The organism is Leeuwenhoekiella polynyae (assembly GCF_004104075.1).
In the GTDB taxonomy this organism is placed as follows: domain Bacteria; phylum Bacteroidota; class Bacteroidia; order Flavobacteriales; family Flavobacteriaceae; genus Leeuwenhoekiella; species Leeuwenhoekiella polynyae.
Genome location: NZ_QOVK01000001.1, coordinates 722371 through 741598, shown reverse-complemented (window position 1 = coordinate 741598; position 19228 = coordinate 722371). Strand labels below are relative to the sequence as shown.

The 19228-nt window shown below is 38.4% G+C and carries 20 protein-coding genes; 11 read left to right on the top strand and 9 right to left on the bottom strand.

Annotated elements, in window-relative coordinates:
• Positions 1–14: 14 nt before the first annotated feature.
• Positions 15–539 (bottom strand): RNA polymerase sigma factor, encoded by a 525-nt coding sequence (locus DSM02_RS03160; RefSeq protein ID WP_164918218.1) that lies wholly within the window; start codon positions 537–539, stop codon positions 15–17.
• A 1020-nt stretch (positions 540–1559) separates the two neighbouring features.
• Between DSM02_RS03160 and DSM02_RS03155 the strand changes: the two genes are divergently transcribed.
• The 10 genes from DSM02_RS03155 to DSM02_RS03110 all read left to right on the top strand — a co-directional run bounded on the left by DSM02_RS03155 (position 1560) and on the right by DSM02_RS03110 (position 9010).
• On the top strand, positions 1560–1958 hold the full coding sequence (locus DSM02_RS03155; RefSeq protein WP_128764270.1) for a hypothetical protein: 399 nt from the start codon (positions 1560–1562) through the stop codon (positions 1956–1958).
• Positions 1959–2484: 526 nt separating this feature from the next.
• Positions 2485–3087, top strand: coding sequence for a 3-keto-disaccharide hydrolase (locus DSM02_RS03150; RefSeq protein WP_128764269.1), 603 nt, complete (start codon positions 2485–2487; stop codon positions 3085–3087).
• A gap of 119 nt (positions 3088–3206) precedes the next feature.
• Positions 3207–3545 (top strand): hypothetical protein, encoded by a 339-nt coding sequence (locus tag DSM02_RS03145; protein ID WP_128764268.1) that lies wholly within the window; start codon positions 3207–3209, stop codon positions 3543–3545.
• A gap of 144 nt (positions 3546–3689) precedes the next feature.
• The gene (locus tag DSM02_RS03140; RefSeq protein ID WP_128764267.1) at positions 3690–4244 is read left to right on the top strand and encodes a hypothetical protein; all 555 of its coding nucleotides are present in this window, start codon (positions 3690–3692) and stop codon (positions 4242–4244) included.
• A 20-nt stretch (positions 4245–4264) separates the two neighbouring features.
• Positions 4265–4690, top strand: a complete 426-nt coding sequence (locus DSM02_RS03135; RefSeq protein ID WP_128764266.1) for a barstar family protein — start codon at positions 4265–4267, stop codon at positions 4688–4690.
• Positions 4691–4803: 113 nt separating this feature from the next.
• Positions 4804–5991, top strand: coding sequence for a DUF748 domain-containing protein (locus DSM02_RS03130; RefSeq protein ID WP_128764265.1), 1188 nt, complete (start codon positions 4804–4806; stop codon positions 5989–5991).
• A 148-nt stretch (positions 5992–6139) separates the two neighbouring features.
• The gene (locus tag DSM02_RS03125; protein WP_240673965.1) at positions 6140–6682 is read left to right on the top strand and encodes a hypothetical protein; all 543 of its coding nucleotides are present in this window, start codon (positions 6140–6142) and stop codon (positions 6680–6682) included.
• Positions 6682–7533: an ABC transporter ATP-binding protein gene (locus tag DSM02_RS03120; RefSeq protein ID WP_128764264.1), complete on the top strand. Its 852-nt coding sequence runs from the start codon at positions 6682–6684 to the stop codon at positions 7531–7533. The genes DSM02_RS03125 and DSM02_RS03120 overlap by 1 nt, the downstream gene beginning before the upstream one ends.
• Positions 7530–8363 (top strand): ABC transporter permease, encoded by an 834-nt coding sequence (locus DSM02_RS03115; protein WP_128764263.1) that lies wholly within the window; start codon positions 7530–7532, stop codon positions 8361–8363. The genes DSM02_RS03120 and DSM02_RS03115 overlap by 4 nt, the downstream gene beginning before the upstream one ends.
• Positions 8360–9010: a hypothetical protein gene (locus DSM02_RS03110; RefSeq protein ID WP_128764262.1), complete on the top strand. Its 651-nt coding sequence runs from the start codon at positions 8360–8362 to the stop codon at positions 9008–9010. The genes DSM02_RS03115 and DSM02_RS03110 overlap by 4 nt, the downstream gene beginning before the upstream one ends.
• Before the next feature lie 21 nt (positions 9011–9031).
• Here DSM02_RS03110 and DSM02_RS03105 read toward each other — a convergent pair whose 3' ends face one another.
• Genes DSM02_RS03105 through DSM02_RS03095 form a run of 3 tightly spaced genes read right to left on the bottom strand, consistent with a single transcriptional unit; the run spans position 9032 to position 11847 of the window.
• A complete protein-coding gene (locus DSM02_RS03105) occupies positions 9032–11005 on the bottom strand; it encodes a heavy metal translocating P-type ATPase (protein ID WP_128764261.1) in 1974 nt (657 codons plus the stop codon).
• A 41-nt stretch (positions 11006–11046) separates the two neighbouring features.
• Positions 11047–11463: a Fur family transcriptional regulator gene (locus tag DSM02_RS03100; RefSeq protein WP_128764260.1), complete on the bottom strand. Its 417-nt coding sequence runs from the start codon at positions 11461–11463 to the stop codon at positions 11047–11049.
• Between the two features lie 42 nt (positions 11464–11505).
• A complete protein-coding gene (locus tag DSM02_RS03095) occupies positions 11506–11847 on the bottom strand; it encodes a winged helix-turn-helix transcriptional regulator (RefSeq protein ID WP_128764259.1) in 342 nt (113 codons plus the stop codon).
• A 107-nt stretch (positions 11848–11954) separates the two neighbouring features.
• Here DSM02_RS03095 and DSM02_RS03090 point away from each other — a divergent pair, with 107 nt between their 5' ends.
• Positions 11955–12587 (top strand): nitroreductase family protein, encoded by a 633-nt coding sequence (locus DSM02_RS03090; protein WP_128764258.1) that lies wholly within the window; start codon positions 11955–11957, stop codon positions 12585–12587.
• Positions 12588–12659: 72 nt separating this feature from the next.
• Here DSM02_RS03090 and DSM02_RS03085 read toward each other — a convergent pair whose 3' ends face one another.
• The 5 genes from DSM02_RS03085 to DSM02_RS03065 all read right to left on the bottom strand — a co-directional run bounded on the left by DSM02_RS03085 (position 12660) and on the right by DSM02_RS03065 (position 19227).
• Positions 12660–12971 (bottom strand): hypothetical protein, encoded by a 312-nt coding sequence (locus DSM02_RS03085; RefSeq protein ID WP_128764257.1) that lies wholly within the window; start codon positions 12969–12971, stop codon positions 12660–12662.
• A gap of 159 nt (positions 12972–13130) precedes the next feature.
• The gene (locus DSM02_RS03080; RefSeq protein WP_128764256.1) at positions 13131–14876 is read right to left on the bottom strand and encodes a hypothetical protein; all 1746 of its coding nucleotides are present in this window, start codon (positions 14874–14876) and stop codon (positions 13131–13133) included.
• Complete coding sequence (locus DSM02_RS03075; RefSeq protein ID WP_128764255.1) at positions 14869–17088, bottom strand: tryptophan-rich sensory protein; 2220 nt, start codon at positions 17086–17088, stop codon at positions 14869–14871. Before DSM02_RS03075 ends, DSM02_RS03080 begins: the two co-directional genes overlap by 8 nt.
• Positions 17085–18329, bottom strand: a complete 1245-nt coding sequence (locus DSM02_RS03070) for a BatA domain-containing protein (protein WP_128764254.1) — start codon at positions 18327–18329, stop codon at positions 17085–17087. Before DSM02_RS03070 ends, DSM02_RS03075 begins: the two co-directional genes overlap by 4 nt.
• Position 18330: 1 nt before the next feature.
• Entirely contained in the window at positions 18331–19227 is an 897-nt protein-coding gene (locus DSM02_RS03065) for a DUF58 domain-containing protein (RefSeq protein ID WP_128764253.1), read from the bottom strand.
• Position 19228 lies beyond the last annotated feature (1 nt).

Genomic DNA, 19228 nt, shown 5'->3' with positions numbered 1-19228 from the left:
TAAAAATTTAACATTTAAAAGCCAGCAAACAACCATAAAACCTGAGCAATCCTCATCGACTCACGTAAGATCTTATATGCTTTTTTAATTTGTGTTTTGATGGTATTTTTAGAAATGTTGAGACTATCTGCTGCTTCTGTGTATTTATATCCGTACAAAACACAAAGCTCAAACGCTTTACGACATTCTTTTGGTAATAACTGCAATTCGTTCAAAAGAAGCTGAGACTCCTCTTCTTTTATAAACTTTGCTTCTTGGGTAAGAGCTATTGAAGCGATGCGATCTTCTACAGGAGTTAAAGAGTTGGTTTTTGATTTATTACGCATTTCTTTTAAACAACTGTGATAAATACTTGTTTTTATATATGCTTTGAGATTATTTATATGATCTAAATTATCGGACTCTAATAATCTAACAAAAACATCTTGTACAATATCTTGTGCATCATCCTTATCAAGTAGATACCCATATGCATAAATACATAACGCCTTATATTCCTTTTGGAAAACAGATTTTATGAAAGCTTCATTAGTATTCAAATAGGTTCTATCAGATTTAATTGTTAAAGATAATTGAGAAAACGCAAAATACAACACGGATAAATACTGTAAATGTATTTTTAGGAAATAGCCATTTTCAGAGGAGTAAAATTACCATTATAGCATATTTCAATCATACTTTTTTAAATTCTTTAAATCTAAAAATCTCCTTTTTCATATGCACTACGGCACATTTCATTTCTTATGTTATTTAAATTGACAAAGTTTTGTGGAAAAAATGTAGCAATACCGTTAAACGTCTCACAATACTATAGTTCAAAAAAAACGGATTCATTTAATCAATTATATAGTTTTATAGGGTTTGTCCATTACTAGGTATAAAAATTCTTTTTTATATTGTTTTGACTTCAAAAAACAAGTTCTGTATTTCTGCCCCTATTTTTATCCATTTTTTGAATGAATTTAAAATATTCTATTAGAAAGTAAATCAAGTTTATCAATAGAATTTCAAACGACTCTCTAACCTGTAAGAAGATATATTTCTAAGAAGTTCTAGTGCTTACGACACGCTAAAATTGCCTCATTAATACAATCTAAAAACTAGTATTACGGAAAGAATTTTGCTGGTGCTAAATGTCTCGTTTATAAAAATATTTTAGAAGAAATTAATCTTTGTCACCCCTCATTAGATAGGAAGTAAGGTTAATAGCCTTTTTACTCACACTTTTTCTCAAGAACACAAGACAAGGGATCATCTATAATAGATTAGACAAATTATCGTGCTTTAAAATTTTCTTTTTAAGAGCTGCCAACACGATTAGGAAGAATTTTCAATCATGCACAAGAAAAACAGTTGATTCTGAAAATCTTAAAATATTGTGAATCACATAAAATTCTTTCAAAACTACTCTTCTAAAAAGATAAATTATCATTACAATAAGCTATTCTTTCATATATAAAAATTTCGCAACACAAACTTTATTTAACTGAAATTCAGCGCTTTAAATGTTAACTTTAGACTCTAATTGTTTACGTTTATAAACCTCAAATCGCAACAGTATGCATTTACAGTATTCAGGAAATCAAAGTTTTACCAATAGAGCGGTAAATAAAGCCAATCGTATTCTAGTCAGTTCATTTTATCAAAATGAAATTGAGAAAAAAATAGATTTTGTTGACATAACTCCGTTAATGAACCAATTAAAATCAAATAATCCAGAAGCTTTACAAGTGGTCAGTTCTTGGGATCCTTTTAAATCAAAAAAAGAAAGTTCTATAATACAACCAACAAAAATTTCTATAAATCGAAGTCATATCAAAAACTCTAGATATTTCTTGGTTGTAAAATTAATCAATGATTACACCTGCATACAATTACGCGTATTAGATTCTACTCAGGAGGAAGAAAGGAATCGTATAAACATAATCATAGAAAAACTCGTAAAATCCTATCTTTAACCTTGAGGCGATTAGGCTTATTGAACTTTTTAAGCTCCTCCTTTCAAAAAACGAGTAGTAAGACCTCTTGTTTTTATATACTCAATCGAAAATTTCAGGGGTTTGGTTCGGTATTACGGGTTTTCACGTAATCGCAACGTTCCCCAATCAAGGGATGCAGTTCTTCAAAAGTACACCTTGCACCCAACGAAAAGAGACCTGAACTTGGAAGAAACGGAAAGCAAATACTGCTTGAAGTGGCATTATTTTTAGAGGGAATAGGGAATTCCGTAAGGGTACTTGATTGATACGATGTATCATTAGTAATGATAATCAGGAAACTTCCTGATATCTCTGGTTAGCAGATGTGATACATAGAAATGTTAGTGTTTAAGATTTAAGTGAAAAATATTCGTAATTTACGAATTAGTAAACTACTTCGGCGCAAGCCTGTCTGCCGACAAAGGCAGGCCCGCGAAGCATTAAACTGAACGAGACAAATCTCGGAGCATTTAAATGTCGGTTATCAAGTAAAAAATAGAGTAAAATGAGAAAAATAGTTTTAGCAGCTTTAATGATGATTTTCAGTTACGGATTTCAATTGCATGCTCAGAAAAAGTCGTTGTTCAATGGAACGAATTTAGAGGGTTGGACAAACTATGGTACTGAAAAATGGTATGTTGAGGATGGTTTATTGGTTTGTGAAAGTGGCCCGGATCAAGAATACGGTTATTTGGCAACAGATAAACAGTACAAAGATTATGTTCTAACCTTAAAATTTAAGCAAGAAGCAGACGGTAATAGCGGAGTTTTTATTCGTTCTACAATTGAAGGGACTAAAGTTTCAGGTTGGCAGGTAGAAGTGGCTCCAAAAGGAATGCACACAGGTGGTGTCTACGAGTCTTACGGCAGAGGATGGCTGATTAAACCAACTGCTGAAAAAGAAGAGGTATTAAAAGAAGGAGAATGGAATGCTATGAAAATTAGAGTGGTAGGTAATGAATTAACTTCCTGGCTAAACGGTGAGGAAATGGTTTCAATTGCTGATGATAAAATTGGGAAAGGAGTGGGTTCTATCGCTTTACAAATTCATTCAGGAGGTGGAATAAAAGTGAAATGGAAGGATATTATAATTGAAGAACTAAACTAGTTTTCTTATTGAAGAAGAACAAGCTGCATGATTCCATTGTTAACCGCTCAAGAATACCAGGGTTGTGCAGCGAAGAGCTACACTTTTCAAAAGATTAAAAAAACAAGCAGACACCCTCTATGATCGGATTAATTTTACTCTACTGGATCGGAAAATACTATTATCAATTAGCAGAAGCTCACGGTAAAAGCAAATGGGGTTTTGCCATGCTGGGCATTGTTGCCTATTATGTGGGTGCTGTTGTTTCAGGCATACTATTAGGTATTTTTATAGAGCTTATTGCTCCGGGTTATTTTGATACGATCAATGATTTTCTGCTGAGTCTGATGCTCCTTCCTTTTGGTATTGCCTGTACCTATTTACTCTACTACTATTTCAAAAGATCCTGGGAAAGGCAGGCCCCAGAGATCATAATAGAAGATAGCGATCCTAAAAAACAACCGGAGGTTGGTGTTTGATTGTAGGTCCTTTTTCACTTTTAAAATACTATACTTGTTAAAACATATAAGGTATTTCTCGCTTTGAAAATGAAACGCTCACTCTTACTAATACTAGTTGTTATTTTCACTTCGTGCTCATCTCAAAGAACTTCTGTAAAAAAGATGCTTTTACATCAGGGATTTGATCACACTGAAGCTTCAGAAATGAATACACTGGTAGACTACTTTGAAACTGGTATAAAAAAACCACAAACCAATCTCAATACTTCTTACTTGCGATTTTTTCAATATACAGCACTAAGACCAGACTCTATAACCAAAATTCTTTTCGACAAAGTTGAACTTAAAGAACAACTCAATAGGCTCTCGCTGTCTACAAAAAAAGAGTTATGGGTAAATAGTAAGGCAACAGCTTATAGATCCTATAACGGCGTGAGATTTGATGAACCCATTATTTATAATTCCTTCTCTATTAATACCTCAGGAAAGTATCTCGCTCTACTAAAAAGGCTTTCTGACAAAGATGTAAAAACCTATGTGAGTAAGGTTTTAGCTGCAGGTGATCTACCTCCATCATTTATATTTAGAAGCTTAATAATCAATTATGATGAGCAGCGAACTATAGCTTTTAAAGCTAATTATTGGAGACTCATAATAGCCATACAATACCTTTCATACTTGAATGAGTACTATACTTATTCAGAATTATCTAATTAAAATCTAACGCTCTAAACGCCATGCAAAAGCCCAAGGTCTATACCTTAAACGCTGCTCGCTTTAATTCTCTAGAAGGTTTTTATATAGATCTGTATCAAGTGATGCCTTTTCTTCCGAATTGGAAACCGACACACAATCTGGATGCACTCAATGATGTACTCTATTCCGGTTTTGGGAAGCATCCGGTAGTGTTAATTTGGAAGCATGCACATAAAAGCAAACAAGACTTGGGCTTCGAAGCCACTCGGGATTTCTATCAGAGTAAACTACCTCGGGGTATTGAACCCTTTGGCGGTGCCAATAAAACTGATATCCGTAATCCCTATAACATCCAATGGGTACATAACAAGATAACCGCATTAGAAAATGATCAGGGAGAAACACTTTTTAAGATTCTACTCGATCTATTTGCAGACCATAAAAACATACGACTCATCCTCGATTAAAACCATGTTGTCTGCCTAGGCGATTTAAAAGCGCGCTTAAAGCTTAATATTCCGTTAAGCAGTGCACATTTTTCTAAGAAGCTTAATAACTTGGCAGCTTCAAACGCTACATCATGGCAGATTCAGAGGCGAAAAGATCGCGCTACAAGAAAAAAAGATATGTGATTCCCATAGTGCTGATCATACTTTTAATTGCATTCAGAATTTATCTTCCCACTCTGGTTAAAAATTATATAAATAAAGTATTGGCCGATATCCCGGGCTATTACGGTCAGGTAGCAGATATAGATATTTCTTTGTACCGTGGGGCGTATGTCATTGATGGTCTTTACCTCAACAAAGTAAATGCAGACACGCAGGTTCCTTTTTTAAACTTTCCTAAAACCGATATTTCGGTGGAATGGAAATCAATCTTCAAAGGTAAAATTGTTTCTGAAATTAAGATGCTTAGTCCGGAGATCATCTATGTTTTTGAAGATCAGCAAGCAACTGCATCAGAAGGTGATGCCGACGTAGAAGACTGGACCAAAGCGATTACAGATATTGTTCCTCTCGAAATAAATCATTTTGAGGTACACGATGGGAAACTGGCTTTTGTGCAACTCGCTGCAGACCCTAACGTGGACCTTTCAATAGAAAATCTCGAACTCACCGCAGACAATTTGCGTAACGTGGTAGAACAAAATCGGGTGCTCCCCTCTCCTATTAAGGCGACCGGAATTTCTTTTGGTGGAGGAAAAGTACAACTAGGTGGTGCGCTCAACATCCTTAAAGAAATTCCTGATATGGATATAGAGCTTTCCCTGCAACAAGCCAATGCCACAGCGCTTAACGATTTTACAAACTATTATGCCGGAATAGATTTTGACAGCGGTACGGTAGAGTTTTACAGCGAGATCGCTATTGCAGACGGTTACCTGAAAGGCTATATGAAGCCCCTGTTAATAGATTCTAAACTCATAGGCAAAGAAGATGGTTTCTTGGAAACCCTATGGGAAGGGTTTATCGGCTTTTTCAAATTTGCACTCAAAAATCAGCGTACCGATACCTTAGCTACCGAAATACCACTTTCCGGGGATTTAAATAATATCAAAGCCGGTGTATGGCCAACGATCGGAGGGATTTTAAAAAATGCCTGGATCAAAGCATTTAAGGGAGAAACTGACGATTCTATAGAGTTTAAAGATGCTTTTAAGGAAGAAACTACCTTAACCGGTAAAGAAAAAAGGGAAGCCAGAAGAGCTGCACGACAACAAGAACGAGAAGAGCGCAAGGCAGCTAAAGAGCAAGATTCGGTATAGCACGCTAAGGTTTCGCTTCAAAACCTTGAACTCTTTTTAAAAGGAATGGCTTTTTTTAGATATTCCTGAAAAATTTAGTTAATCTATATGCTGAACAATAATTAACCCTTCTATTTGTTTATTATTGCAAATAATAGGTTTCCATTTTATGATGCGTTACAGCGATTTGCCCAAGCAGCCTACGGTTTTTATATCTTACTGGAACGTAGGTAAATTACTCTATGGCGCGCTGTTTTTATTTATTTTGGAAACGGTTTTTTACTACACTAAATTTCTGGAAGCCTACACGGAAGAAACTATCATTATCATCGCATTTTGGCTCTGGTCTCTGATGTTTTCATTTATTCATATTTTTTTGGTCACGATGGATGTCTGGTCGCGGTTTCAGAATTACAAACGGGTAAAAGATCATTTATTTCAGCACGGCTTTACCCCTAAAATAGCAGAGCATTACCGGGGAAGTAAATGCCAGCGTATGGCATTGATAGCCGCAGCTAAAGAACTGGGTATGGAAACCGAAATCAAACAATACTATTCCTCGCTAGGTGTAAAATGGTATCATTTTGTACCCCAGTTTATGATTCAGGATCCCTTGTTTCCATTTAAAAAATACTTTTGGTCCAGAACCTTTTTAGAGAAATATTATGAGCCAAAATTTAATTTTAGAAATTCTAAAAAATTAATGGCTTAATGCTACACGCAACAGAATTAAGCAAGTCTTACAAATCGGGTAAAGCGCTTCACAACTTTTCTATTGAATTAAAACCGGGTGTCATCTCTGGCCTACTAGGCAGAAATGGCGCAGGCAAAACCACCTTATTTAAGATTTTGTGCGGTTTGATTACTCCAGATCATGGCACGGTGACGGTAGCATCCAGGCGTCCAAAACCCATAGGTGCAGTTATTGAGCAACCGGGCTTATACGGCTACCTCAACGCCTATGAAAATCTTAAACTGTTTGCGCAAATTCAGAAAGCTCCTGCCGATTTAAAAAGCGTGGAGAACTATCTGGAAAGCGTGGGGCTACCCACAGACCGTAAAGATCCTGTGCGTAACTTTTCTATGGGTATGAAACAACGTCTGGGCATTGCGATTGCGCTACTCAACGATCCGGAGATTTTGATTCTTGACGAACCTTTTTCGGGTCTCGACCCAACCGGTGTAGCATCGCTTATCAAACTCATTAAAAAACTGGCTGCTCAAAATATCGCTATTTTGCTTTCTTCACACTTGATGACCGAATTGCAAAAGTGTTGTGACTATCTCTATGTCATAGACAATGGGTTTTTGGTAAATAAAGGGGAAACTAAGAAGCTACTTGACGGATTAATTTCAAGGTATACGATCACTGCTACTAATATTGAAACTAGCAGAACACTACAACCCTACTTAGTAGCTGCTGAAAAAAATACGGCCTCCATCAAATGCAGCAGTGAACACATACCGGCAATCTTGCAAAATGTGTTGGAAGAAGGTTTTGCGGTAACCTCATGCGTGCCTGATATCACCTTAGAACAATTGGTAATTCCGTTGGCACAATGATGATCCCGTTATTAAAAGCCGAATTGTTTAAACTTTTTCGCGAAAGTAAAACCTGGTATGCGATTACAGCAGTCCTGTTGATTGAAGGCATTATCCTAACCGCTGCATATTATCAAGGTGCAACGATCTTAGAATTGCTCTTAGACAACCTCAGACAATCTTTTTATTTTGAAGGAAATCTGCTGAATGGCAATTTGCTGTTATACATTATCCTGAATTCGCTGTGGTTTAATTTACCGCTAATTCTGATGATCGTAAGCTCTGCCCTCATCACTGAAGAATACAAAAACGGAACGTTAAAAACCGTGATGTTACAAGCTGTGAGCAAAGGGCAACTCATCACAGCAAAATACATAGCTTCCTTTATTTTTACAGCACTTATTCTGGTCTTGCTGATGCTCACTACTTTTATTTTGGCATACAGTATTTTTGGCAATGGAGATCTGGTCGTGTATTTAGGAACGCTTAATTTTTTCCCGGCAGACGAGGCTTTTAAGCGCATTTGCTTCGCTTTTGCTTCCGGTTTGTTGAGTATGCTGTTTTTTACTACGGTTAGTCTTACGCTGGGTATTTTACTTAAGGAACCGGCAAAAACCTGGATTGCTTCAGCTTTCTTCTTAATATTATGCTCGTTGTTGCTCAAAGCAGATTTTGGTTTACCTACAGTAGAGCGCTTCTTTTTTCCGAAGCTTACCAATGCATGGCAGCATTTTTTTGATTATGAATTGAATATGAATTCCATCTTGATAGACAACCTGTTACTTGCAGGATATACCGCGTTTTTTGCGCTACTAGGGATCTTTCTGTTTACTAAAAAAGATATAGGATGATAAAATACTTAAGCCTGATTGCTGCGCTATGTTGTGTTTTAAACACTTCGGCTCAAGAGATTGATGCAGATTTGATTGCGATTAAAGAACGTATGGATGCAGTGAATGGATTTACAGCAGATCTCAAACTCGACTTAGAAGCTCCTTTCATCAATATGCCCACCAAGCACGCGTCTATGAAGTATCAAAAAGGAAAAGACATCAAATTTTCTAGTAATGATTTTGTGGTCTTACCCAAACGTGGACTCGATTTTGCACTGTCTGAATTATTTGAGCATCCCTTTATTACCGTCAACCGCGGTGAAGAAATACTACACGGAATCTCTGTAAAAGTACTCCATGTGATCCCTATCGGGGATGAGTCTGATATGGCTTTAGCAACGCTGTATCTGGATACTCAAAACCAGCGCATCGCCGCTTCTGAGATCACTACCAAAAAACAAGGCACTTACAAATTGGATATGCAATACGCCGCAAATCAGGATAGTTTACCCAATTATGTCGAAGTTTCTTTTGCTATCGAAAAGCTCAAAATACCCTTGAATTTTATGGGCAGTGATACCAAGATAGATCGAAAAGCCATGCGTAATATCGATACCAAAACCGGAAAGATCAAACTGAAGATTACCAATTATAAAATCGATTGATCACGGGTTATTCTAACCGAATTACCACTTCATATTCTGCAAACGCACGGCATTTAAAATTGCCAGAAAAGCAACACCTACGTCAGCAAATACCGCTTCCCACATGGTGGCCAAGCCGCCAGCTCCCAGAATAAGTACAATGGCTTTTACACCAAAAGCCAGCGCGATATTCTGCCAAACGATCTTGCGAGTAGATCTCCCTATTTTAATCGCCTGTGCTACTTTTGAAGGTTGATCAGTCTGTATAATAATAGCTGCCGTTTCTATCGCTACATCGCTCCCTAAACCTCCCATAGCAATCCCCACGTCACTGGTCGCTAATACTGGTGCATCATTAATACCATCACCTATAAACGCAACTTGAGTCGTTTTATCTTGCTGTAGCCGTTCCACTTCGTTCAATTTATCTTCCGGAAGTAAACCTCCTTTTGCATAATCCAGACCGAGTTCGTTTGCGGTTTGCTGCGTAATAGCATCCTTATCTCCGGAAAGCATGATGACCTGCTTGATTCCGGCTTTTCTAATCTGGATTACGGCTTCTTTCGCATCGGCCTTCAATTCATCGGCAAGCACTACATAGCCCGAAAATTCAGTATCAACAGCAACCATAACAACAGATTCTACGATCTCATCCACCTCAGCAGGAACAGGTATATGGTGAGCAGTCATCAAGGCTTTATTTCCTGCCAGAACAGTCTTTCCGTTTACAGTTCCTTTTAAACCTTTACCGGCAATTTCTGAAACCGCACTTGCAGAAAAAGCAACGTCTTGCACGTGGTATTCCCCCACAGCGGTTGCAATAGGATGTGTGGATTGAGCTTCTATAGCGGTAAGGTAATTCATCAACTCATCTTCAGAAAAACCCGATTTGTTTTCAATCTGTTTGATCTTAAAAACACCTTGAGTTACGGTTCCGGTTTTATCCATCACCACAGTATTTATCTTAGTCATCGCATCTAAAAAAGACGCACCTTTAAATAAAATCCCGTTGCGGGATGCAGCCCCCAGTCCCCCAAAATACCCTAACGGAATCGAGATCACTAAAGCACACGGACATGAGATTACCAGAAAGATTAACGCTCGATATAACCAGTCTCTAAAAACATAATCTTCCACAAAAAAGTAGGGTAACAGCGTAACTGCAATCGCAAGAACAACCACGATAGGCGTATAAACGCGTGCAAACTTCCGGATGAATAACTCGGTTTTAGACTTTCTGGAGGTTGCATTTTGAACCAAATCTAAAATACGGGCAATCGAACTGTCTTTGAATGCAGCGGTAGTTTCCAGTTCAATTACACCTTCCAGATTGATGCTTCCGGCATAAACCTGAGCTCCTTTTTTTACCGTATCAGGTTTACTTTCTCCCGTCAGTGCAGCCGTGTTTAGAACTGCTTGATCACTCAGTAACGTTCCATCTAAAGGAATCTTCTCTCCTACTCGTACCTGAACCTTTTCGCCTACAGCAACTTCTTCTGGATCAACAGCGGTAAACGCATTCTTACGAAAAACCAAAGCCTCATTGGGTCTTACATCCAGTAGGGCTTTGATATTGCCTTTAGCCTTGTCTACCGCAGCGTGCTGAAACAACTCACCTACCGCATAAAACAACATCACCGCAACCCCCTCAGGATATTCTCCCAATGCAAATGCGCCGATGGTCGCTAGGGTCATTAAAAGAAATTCAGTGAAAAAATCCCCGTTACGAATACTTTCCCAACCTTCTTTCATCACCGGAAATCCCACCGGGATATAAGCTACTATATACCACACCAAACGTATGTATTCTTTAAAGAAAGCAACTTCAAAGTAATCCAAAGCGATACCGGTAACCAGCATCACAAAACTAAATATACCCGGAATATAGGTCTTAAAACCACCTCCATGGTCTCCGTGATCGTGATTGTGATCTGCGTGATTATGCGTTTTTTTATTCGTAGAACAACAACTGTCGTTCTCGTAGGTATGTGTGGTATTTTGAGCTTCTGTATTCATAGGTGCAAGGTCTATAAATAAACAATGCAACAGAAGTGCAATTAATAGGCACTACAACTATCACAGATACCTTTTACGACCAGATTGGCATCTTCAGCCATAAAACCTTCGGGAAGGTTGATGTGCGGTATTTTATGTTGAGTAAGACAAATGGTCTTATCGCAGGAGTTACAATGAAAATGTAAATGCAAATCCCTATCGATTTCACAATTACAGCCCGGTTCACACAAGGCGTATTTCAACACGCCGGTACCATCATCTATTTGATGTACAATCCCTTTTTCTTCAAAGGTTTTTATCGTTCGGTATAAGGTCGTACGTTCGGCTTTTTGAAATGCCTGTTCAACATCGGCTAAAGCCAGCGCATTGTTTTTCTCAGCCATGTATTTGTATATCAAAATACGCATCGCCGTAGGCCGTATGCCGTTACTGTCTAATTTGTGTTCTATTTCGGTCATCACAACGTATTTTAAATGGGTTCAACAAATACTGCTTTGTAATTATTGCGTTATCAGCTCCCGGTGCTTCAGTCCCCAGATTGCTATTACTTCAGTTAACTCTTTTAACGAAGCGCCATAAGGGGTTATTTTATAATAAACACAAACCGGCTTTGTATGTGCTACGGTGCGCTCAATGAGTTTATTCATTTCTAAATCTTTCAATTCCCGACTCAGCATTTTACCGCTAATACCGGGCACTTGACGCATCAATTCTGAATAGCGCATTCCTTTATAACACAAACAGGCTATGATTGAAACCTTCCATTTGCCGCTTAACACATCCATCGTATCGTGAATTGCCCGTATTTTTTCATTGCAGGTTAACAGCTTTACATCTTCCATTTCAATTGTTTTAAGTGGTTACTCAAATGTAACTGACACTTTATGTCACAAAGTTACTTTATGTCACTAAGCTTAACTAATTTTGCTTCTTATAAATAAATAGTACTATGAGTTTAATAGAAGATCTTAAATGGCGCTATGCAGCTAAAAAAATGAATGGCGAGCAGATACCAGAAGACAAATTAAATTATATTTTAGAAGCTGCCCGCCTGGCTCCTTCTTCATCAGGTTTACAGCCTTATAAGATATTTGTGATTTCTAATAAAGAATTGCTGAATAAAATTAAAGATGTAGCCTGGAATCAAAGTCAGGTTGTAGACTGCTCTCATCTGCTTGTTTTTGCTGCTTGGGATGGTTATACTGATGCGCGGGTAAGTGCGGTTTTTAATTATACTATGGATCAACGTGGATTGCCTCGTGAGACTATGGATGATTATAAACAAAACATCATGAGTTTATACGAACCTTTAGGAAAAGAGTGGCAAGCTGACCACGCCGCTAAACAAAGTTATATTTCATTTGCAATGGCTATAGCTGCAGCAGCGGAGCAAAAAGTGGATGCGACCCCTATTGAAGGCTTTTTACCTCCTGAAGTCGATAAACTTTTAGAACTTGAAGGAAGCGGGTATAAAAGTACCTTGCTCCTGACTTTAGGGTATCGCGATGCGGATAACGACTGGCTTGTGAATATGAAAAAAGTGCGTACCCCAAAAGAGGATTTTAGTACTGAAATAAAATAACACGTCAAATACAAGCACAAAAAAGCCCGGAGTTCCGGGCTTTTTTTATTAATGAATCAGGGGATTTATTAATTATTTTCTTACAGTTTCTATTATACCTTGCGTTGATGAAGTTGCAGTTCTTTCTACAGGAGTATACACAACTTTAAAAGTCTTACCTTCTAAATTACCGTTTATTAAATCAGGACTTTTAGTCTCTTCATCAGCTTCTAAAACAACAGCTTGTTGATTGGTGTTCGTAAAAAAGTAGTAACCACCTTCATACCCGTCAAATGTAAGTTGATTTTGAACAACATCCTCATGCACTGACGCTGTTGACTCCGGGCTATTAAAGCCGCTTAAACTGATTACTACGATACTAAATATGGTGATTAAAGTTTTCATTTTTCTCTTATTTATACCTCTAATTTACAAAGCATAAACCGCTAAACAAGATGTCTTAATCATACTTTAGCATCAAATACTAAAGCTTTCCTAATAAACAACCCAATACATCGTTTTTTAAGAAAAACCTTAAGATTTAGCGTCTTAACAACAATCTTTTTAATCCATTGCGAGTTTGGGTTCCAGCCATAAATATCCCATTGCCAGAAAGAAAATCATAAAGAAATACAACGGGTTAATAGCTTGTTTTAAATAAATTGGAGTTTCTTCAGGAGCGCTGCTTTTGAAATAATTTTCGTTTGCCAGTATTCGCGCTCTGGATGATTTTGCCTGCCAGTCTAAAGAATCCAAAACATAATAAGAATGGGTTGAAACAATAGAATCTGTTGCGATTTGCAATTGATACCAGCCGGATTGTTCTGGGTAAAAAGTAACACTCCACAGATCTTCAATATCAGGATCTCCCGAAACAGGAAGTGAAGCTCCGCTCGCATCTTGTACTTTAAAATCGTTTAACGTGGTCCTGAATTGTATGTCATAGGGTTCATTTTTATAAACCGACTGGTGAGAATCCTCCCAATACACCACTTCATCTTCAGCTCTTAAAACTGGTTTTAAAAGTTCACTCCACACCGCTTTATAAGCAGCTTTATTTCCTTTAAGCTGTAAGGCATAGGTATTTGTCAATACTGTAGTACTCACGCTACCAAAACCCAAAAATCGCTGAGCTGCCAGTAAAGAATTTCCACTTTTTAAAGTCGCATTTATATCTGAGCTGGGATTAAATAAATATCCAAATGTTGAGACACGCACTCCGTTTTCTAAGTTAATTTCGCTTAGTGACGTACGCGTAAACTTAAAATTCAACAGCGGTTGATTCCCGTAAAACAAATTCTCGTCTGGCATTAGAAAAACACCCAATCCCTCCTGCTCTATTGCTGTACGAACCGTATGCTGTTCTTTTCTCGAAAGCGAATTCCAGGCTCCACCATCTAGAATCAACAGATCTATAGCTTCTAAAGCTGTAGCATTTAAACTTTGAAGTGTTTCCCGTTCCCGGTTGAAATACTCATATTTAAATCTACCTTGCGTCAGGCGGTTGCGAACTAAAACTTTGTGATTCAATGCTGCTAAGAAGTTCTTCAGATACTTGATCTCAAAAGTAGGAAAGGCATTAAGCATTAAAATATTCAACTGCTGCTTGGGAAGCACATGTAATGGAAGCGGTTCGCGTTGAATTTCAATCCCGGTGGAATCTTTTTCTACCAACTCATATACAAAATTGCCCGGTGCTTTTAATCTCGCTTGAAGCGAAAAAACCGTATCCTGACTTCTGTTGAATCTTACAGAATCAAGCGCTAGATTTCCGGGCGCTTGTAATACAATTTGATTTCCTATGTTAGGTTTAGCATACTGTGCTTTTACATTCCATGCATCACCTTCAACCGCACTCGTTTTATAATTCACGTTGTTGATACCGGCAGGAAATTCTCCTGATAAAAATGCTACATTTTTGTCTGCTAACTGCCAGAAATCGTAGGGTTGAACTCCGGTTCCCAAAATGAATACCTTACGCAAAGAATCCAATTGAGATTGTAGTATATGATCGTTATAAATCACTTCCTCGAGCTTTGGATTCAATTTTTTAAGACGATCCAACTGACTTTCTTGATAACCTTGGGTCAACAAAACGCCTTGTTTGCCTTCGATTTCAAACCTACTTGCCGGCTTCAATGCTAAAACCGCTAAAGCTAAAATCGCTACCATAGCAACCCCGATGCGTATCACAAAAGTACTGCTGCTTTTTCGAGACCATTCTTTAATTAAAAAAACCACAAAAAGAACAACTGTCCCTATCAGCACAGGAATCCAATAATCGATATTTATAAAAGTAAAATCACTCATCAGCGTCTAACTTTTTAACCAGCAACGCATCTAATTTGCTATAATGTGACTTTATTTTTGAAGGATTTGCTTCCTGCTCGGGTAATGCTTTTAGGAGTCCGTTTTGTAAACGTTTTAAATCTTCAACTTGGGTATTCAGGTTTTTAGAAATCCACCGCAGTTGTTGCAAAGTCTCTAAGTGATTTCCCGGATGCTCTATCGCCAAAGCGGCCAATTCATTACCTGCCGCTTCAAAAGTTTCTTGATCTACAGAAGTTATTTCCCTTTGATGTGCAATCAATTGTTCTAACCTGTTAATCGCTTTCCGCAAAGCTTTAAAGTTTTCAGATTCTTTAAAATCTTCTTGCTTTGTAAAACTATCCACATCTTTGAGTTCACCACTCAAGCGCTTATCTTCTTTTATAGGTGGCGGGTCAAACCCGATGCGATGCACGTAAATACGGGAACTATTTTTTAGTTCCTGAATCAGTTCTAAGGCTTCATATTGATACGGCAACGATTGTTTTGGGTCATACATACGCAAATGCAACTCAGCATCCCACATAATGTTTAATGCCGCTCGCAGCTTACGCTTAAGCGACTTCGCAAAAAGCGTCGATTCCTCAGGATCATCGTGGTTGTGCACATACTTTTCCAGTGGATTTTCCTCTTCCCCTTCTTTCTCTTCGTGCTCATGCTCATCTTCCACAAGATTATGCTCATTAGCACCGTCATGCTTGTGTGCGTATTCTGCGAGCAGATCATCGGTTTCAGCTTCAATCGCTCCGGGGTCTCCTTGCTGTGCAGCCAGACCACCTTCTGCTTCATCCCCCATAAATTCTCCGTATTTTAACCGCAAACTTTTCTGGTCAAATGCCAGTTCATTACTGGTAGCATTAAACGCTTTAGTACTAAGTTTAGACTTGTTTTTGATCAGTTTTTCGGTATCAATGATGAGTTGACGCTGACTTCTAAAATAATCAGGAATCAGGTCTACTCCCATCCCGCCGGCCTCCACAAACTCATACTGGGTCGTGTCTTTAATCACGGCAAAATAGGTTTCACTTCGAGTGATATTAGGTTTAGGCGTTTTTAAATCTTGCGCGTGAATATAAAAATAGAGTTCATCTCCCGGCTCCATGTTAAGAGCATCCAGATTGATTTTTTGTAAAAGCGATTGCTGTTTAGTTCCTGTTGCTATAGCAGAATTAAATGCAATTTTCTCCTCCCGAAACTTCACCGATTCTCCCGAGCCCCGACTCACCGTTGCAACAATAAACGCATCGGCAATACCATAATCATCAGTGATTTGAGTTTCAAAACGGATTGTTTTTTCATCCTGGGGTTCAAAAGAAGTAAATGGGTCTAAATTGAATATATCGACTTGTGGTGCTTCGTCGTACATGGTTTCTATGCTATGCAAATCTGATATATAGACGTTGCCCAGCGTATCTACAAACTTAAAATTGTAAAAACCGGAAGCTGAGACGTGTTGACTTCTTTGATACGTATCTCTGTTGCGTTGCATCAAATACTGTGTTGATTGACTTTCCATAAAAACAGAATCTACTTTCTGATCAAACTGCAAACTCCACGTGATCTGTGAACCTTCAAGTGCTTTGATATCCATACTTTCAGTACTTCTTGAACCTAAGGAAGTGTATGCAGGATAACGCAGCTTTACCGATTGCTTGATGATTTTAGGAGGAATTTGTTGCACTTCAGAAGAATCAACCGCCCGAACGATCATTTCATTTTCAGGTTTTACAGAATAATTCAGTGACCGTGTATCTGTTGCTTTAAAAACGGTAAACACAATTAGTAGGGTTGCAAGAGCTCCCAAAAGGCAGATACTAAAACGCTTATAATGTACCGGTGGTTGTAAACTTTTAAGTTCTGCAGCTATTTTTTCTTCGGTTCTGTAACGTTGAATTTGCGCTAAACGCGTCAACTCTTCTTTAGGTTGAAAAACCAATGCTGCGCTATATTCTGAATTTTGCAAATTGCCATCAACAAATTGAATAACACGTGAAATAGGTACCGAAAAAGGCTTAAAAAACAGCAGTCCGATTAAGCCCATTAGCATAAAAATAAAGAGACTTAGGGCTATTTGAAACGACAATATATAGAGCGTAGCAGCAGGGATCAAAGCAAGCAATACCACTTGCAACCACAAATGGGTTTGCCACCGTTGCTTAAATTTTAAAACCTTATGTTGCCCGGTACTCCTCATTGCTTTCGTATTCGGGATACCATGCGTTCAACGATCAAAACGAGTACAAGAGCCAGCCAAAACCACGGCGTAAAAGGGATCATCGATGCTTCATCGATCTGGTTATCCCCATCAATTTTTAAAGGTTGTATCTCTTCGGAAGAAGCTACTCTGTTGTCATATTTAGCAATTTCGATCGCTAGTTCCGGATGCAGGTTGAGTAATGGCAACAACTGTTCAGGGAGATGGTTTGTAACTGCATGCTTACGTGTAATGAGTTGAGTCAACACATAGTTTTTAGCATCAACCGGCTCAACCAAATGAGTTGCAAATGCATCAGGATTAAATAGTAAGGTGATCCCGTCAACTTCAGGTGGATTATTGGGCTGCAGCCAAATTAAAACAGCTGTTTCTGCTTCAATTTCAGCAGGGTTCTCAATCTGCTTGAAAACTATAGGTTGATTCAGATAACTGTTTAAGGCTTCAAAACCAGCTTTTAAAAATGGGATCTGCGAGGTCAGCGAATCTGTTGCTGAAAAAGAAATAGAAAGGGTGTCGGTAGCAATAAGGTCAATACCTTTATTCAAATCCTGAGCTTTCTTTAATGCTATAAATTCCTTAGTAAAATACAGTTTGTCACGAGTGCTATGCAGGTTTAAAACTTCAACCGAATCCTGCAATTGACGCAGCTGCAGAACCTCATCAACAGCAGCAGTAGAATCAATCGTTATCCAGTTTATATGTTCAGGAATTTCGGGACGCTTTCCTTTTAAACCTTTTGCTAAAGATTGTGAATACACCACAATACGATCAGCCTGTAACTCTTGAAGTTCTTGAACTAGTTGCCAATAATTTATCGTGCTGTTATCTACTAATGTATCCTCGGGTTTATACGTAGAAAAGTCCTTTTGCAAGAGCTTCACCTCCTGCTTTTCAGCAAGACTGTCAAGCACGAGTTTAAAAGATTGTAATTCTAGTAAACCAGGTTCTACGAGATAGACTAAATCTTCTTTTTTTGTTTGTGCTTTAGCGAAAGGCTCTGCCAAAATAAACACCAGCAACGCAACGGCAAGCATGCGCAAAAGCAACAAAATCCACTCGTTAAGATGCAGGCTGTTACTTTGTGTAGTTTCAGACTCCTGAAACATGGAGATACTACCCACTTGGATTGTTTTACCCTCACTTTTGCTCCACAAATGTATCGCCACGGGAACAGCAAGTCCCAACAAAGCCCATAAATACAGTGGATTAGCAAAAAACATATTATACTAAGTTTATGCGTTTTTTTAAAAACAAATTGAGAGTTGCTCCAAGCGGTTCACCCATTGTAAATACCTGATGGCTTATGCCTTGATTCAGTAACAGTTCTTCGGTCTTTTTTAGTTTGTTAGTTAGGTTTTCCAAATAATGTGTTCGGGCTTCTTTTGCCGCCACCTTTAATTTTGTACCCGTTTCTAAATCCTCAAAAGTTACCGTCCCGCTATATTCAAAATTCAGTTCATCTTTACCTAAAATCTGCAGTACTGCGACCTCATTTCGAGACGTTTTCAAAGCTTTTGTGAATGCTGAAAGTTCATCCCCGTGCTCATACATATCCGTAATAAAAAATATCAGTTCCTTGCGGCCGCGCTCATGCAGACGCTCATTTGTAATAGCATGAGGCGGCCATTTTCCGACAGTTTCAATACGGATCAATTCCTCTAACAGCCGGTTAAAATGTTGTACACTGGCTTTAGGGTAAATCGTGGTTAAGTTGCTTTCACTTAACGCAAAAAGACCGACTTCATCTCCCTGTTTGTGTGCGAGATAAGACAGACTTGCCACAAGAATCCGGGCATAATCCATTTTTGTCAGATTCCCTTCCTGATGCAACATGGAGTTACTCGCATCAAGAATAAACTTCACCGAAACTTGAGATTCTATCTCAGATTGTTTGATATAATAGCGTCCAGAACGCGCTAACATTTTCCAGTCTAGCAAACGCAAGTCATCGCCCGGTTCATACCCACGGTACTGACTGAATTCCATACCACTACCCAGACTTTTACTGCGGTTCAAACCTTGCAAATATCCATCAACTACAACCCGAGCCAGCAGGCTTAGGCCTGACACCTCATGCAGGATTTCGGGTTTTAGGAGTTCTTGATAGTTGGTTTGCATC

Coding starts and splice junctions, on each gene's coding strand:
- DSM02_RS03115 (WP_128764263.1), top strand. CDS start 7,530: ATGATGATCCCGTTATTAAAAGCCGAATTGTTTAAACTTTTTCGCGAA.
- DSM02_RS03095 (WP_128764259.1), bottom strand. CDS start 11,847: ATGGAAGATGTAAAGCTGTTAACCTGCAATGAAAAAATACGGGCAATT.
- DSM02_RS03135 (WP_128764266.1), top strand. CDS start 4,265: ATGCAAAAGCCCAAGGTCTATACCTTAAACGCTGCTCGCTTTAATTCT.
- DSM02_RS03085 (WP_128764257.1), bottom strand. CDS start 12,971: ATGAAAACTTTAATCACCATATTTAGTATCGTAGTAATCAGTTTAAGC.
- DSM02_RS03075 (WP_128764255.1), bottom strand. CDS start 17,088: ATGAGGAGTACCGGGCAACATAAGGTTTTAAAATTTAAGCAACGGTGG.
- DSM02_RS03150 (WP_128764269.1), top strand. CDS start 2,485: ATGAGAAAAATAGTTTTAGCAGCTTTAATGATGATTTTCAGTTACGGA.
- DSM02_RS03105 (WP_128764261.1), bottom strand. CDS start 11,005: ATGAATACAGAAGCTCAAAATACCACACATACCTACGAGAACGACAGT.
- DSM02_RS03080 (WP_128764256.1), bottom strand. CDS start 14,876: ATGAGTGATTTTACTTTTATAAATATCGATTATTGGATTCCTGTGCTG.
- DSM02_RS03155 (WP_128764270.1), top strand. CDS start 1,560: ATGCATTTACAGTATTCAGGAAATCAAAGTTTTACCAATAGAGCGGTA.
- DSM02_RS03110 (WP_128764262.1), top strand. CDS start 8,360: ATGATAAAATACTTAAGCCTGATTGCTGCGCTATGTTGTGTTTTAAAC.
- DSM02_RS03070 (WP_128764254.1), bottom strand. CDS start 18,329: ATGTTTTTTGCTAATCCACTGTATTTATGGGCTTTGTTGGGACTTGCT.
- DSM02_RS03100 (WP_128764260.1), bottom strand. CDS start 11,463: ATGACCGAAATAGAACACAAATTAGACAGTAACGGCATACGGCCTACG.
- DSM02_RS03145 (WP_128764268.1), top strand. CDS start 3,207: ATGATCGGATTAATTTTACTCTACTGGATCGGAAAATACTATTATCAA.
- DSM02_RS03140 (WP_128764267.1), top strand. CDS start 3,690: ATGCTTTTACATCAGGGATTTGATCACACTGAAGCTTCAGAAATGAAT.
- DSM02_RS03125 (WP_240673965.1), top strand. CDS start 6,140: ATGATGCGTTACAGCGATTTGCCCAAGCAGCCTACGGTTTTTATATCT.
- DSM02_RS03120 (WP_128764264.1), top strand. CDS start 6,682: ATGCTACACGCAACAGAATTAAGCAAGTCTTACAAATCGGGTAAAGCG.
- DSM02_RS03130 (WP_128764265.1), top strand. CDS start 4,804: ATGGCAGATTCAGAGGCGAAAAGATCGCGCTACAAGAAAAAAAGATAT.
- DSM02_RS03065 (WP_128764253.1), bottom strand. CDS start 19,227: ATGCAAACCAACTATCAAGAACTCCTAAAACCCGAAATCCTGCATGAG.
- DSM02_RS03090 (WP_128764258.1), top strand. CDS start 11,955: ATGAGTTTAATAGAAGATCTTAAATGGCGCTATGCAGCTAAAAAAATG.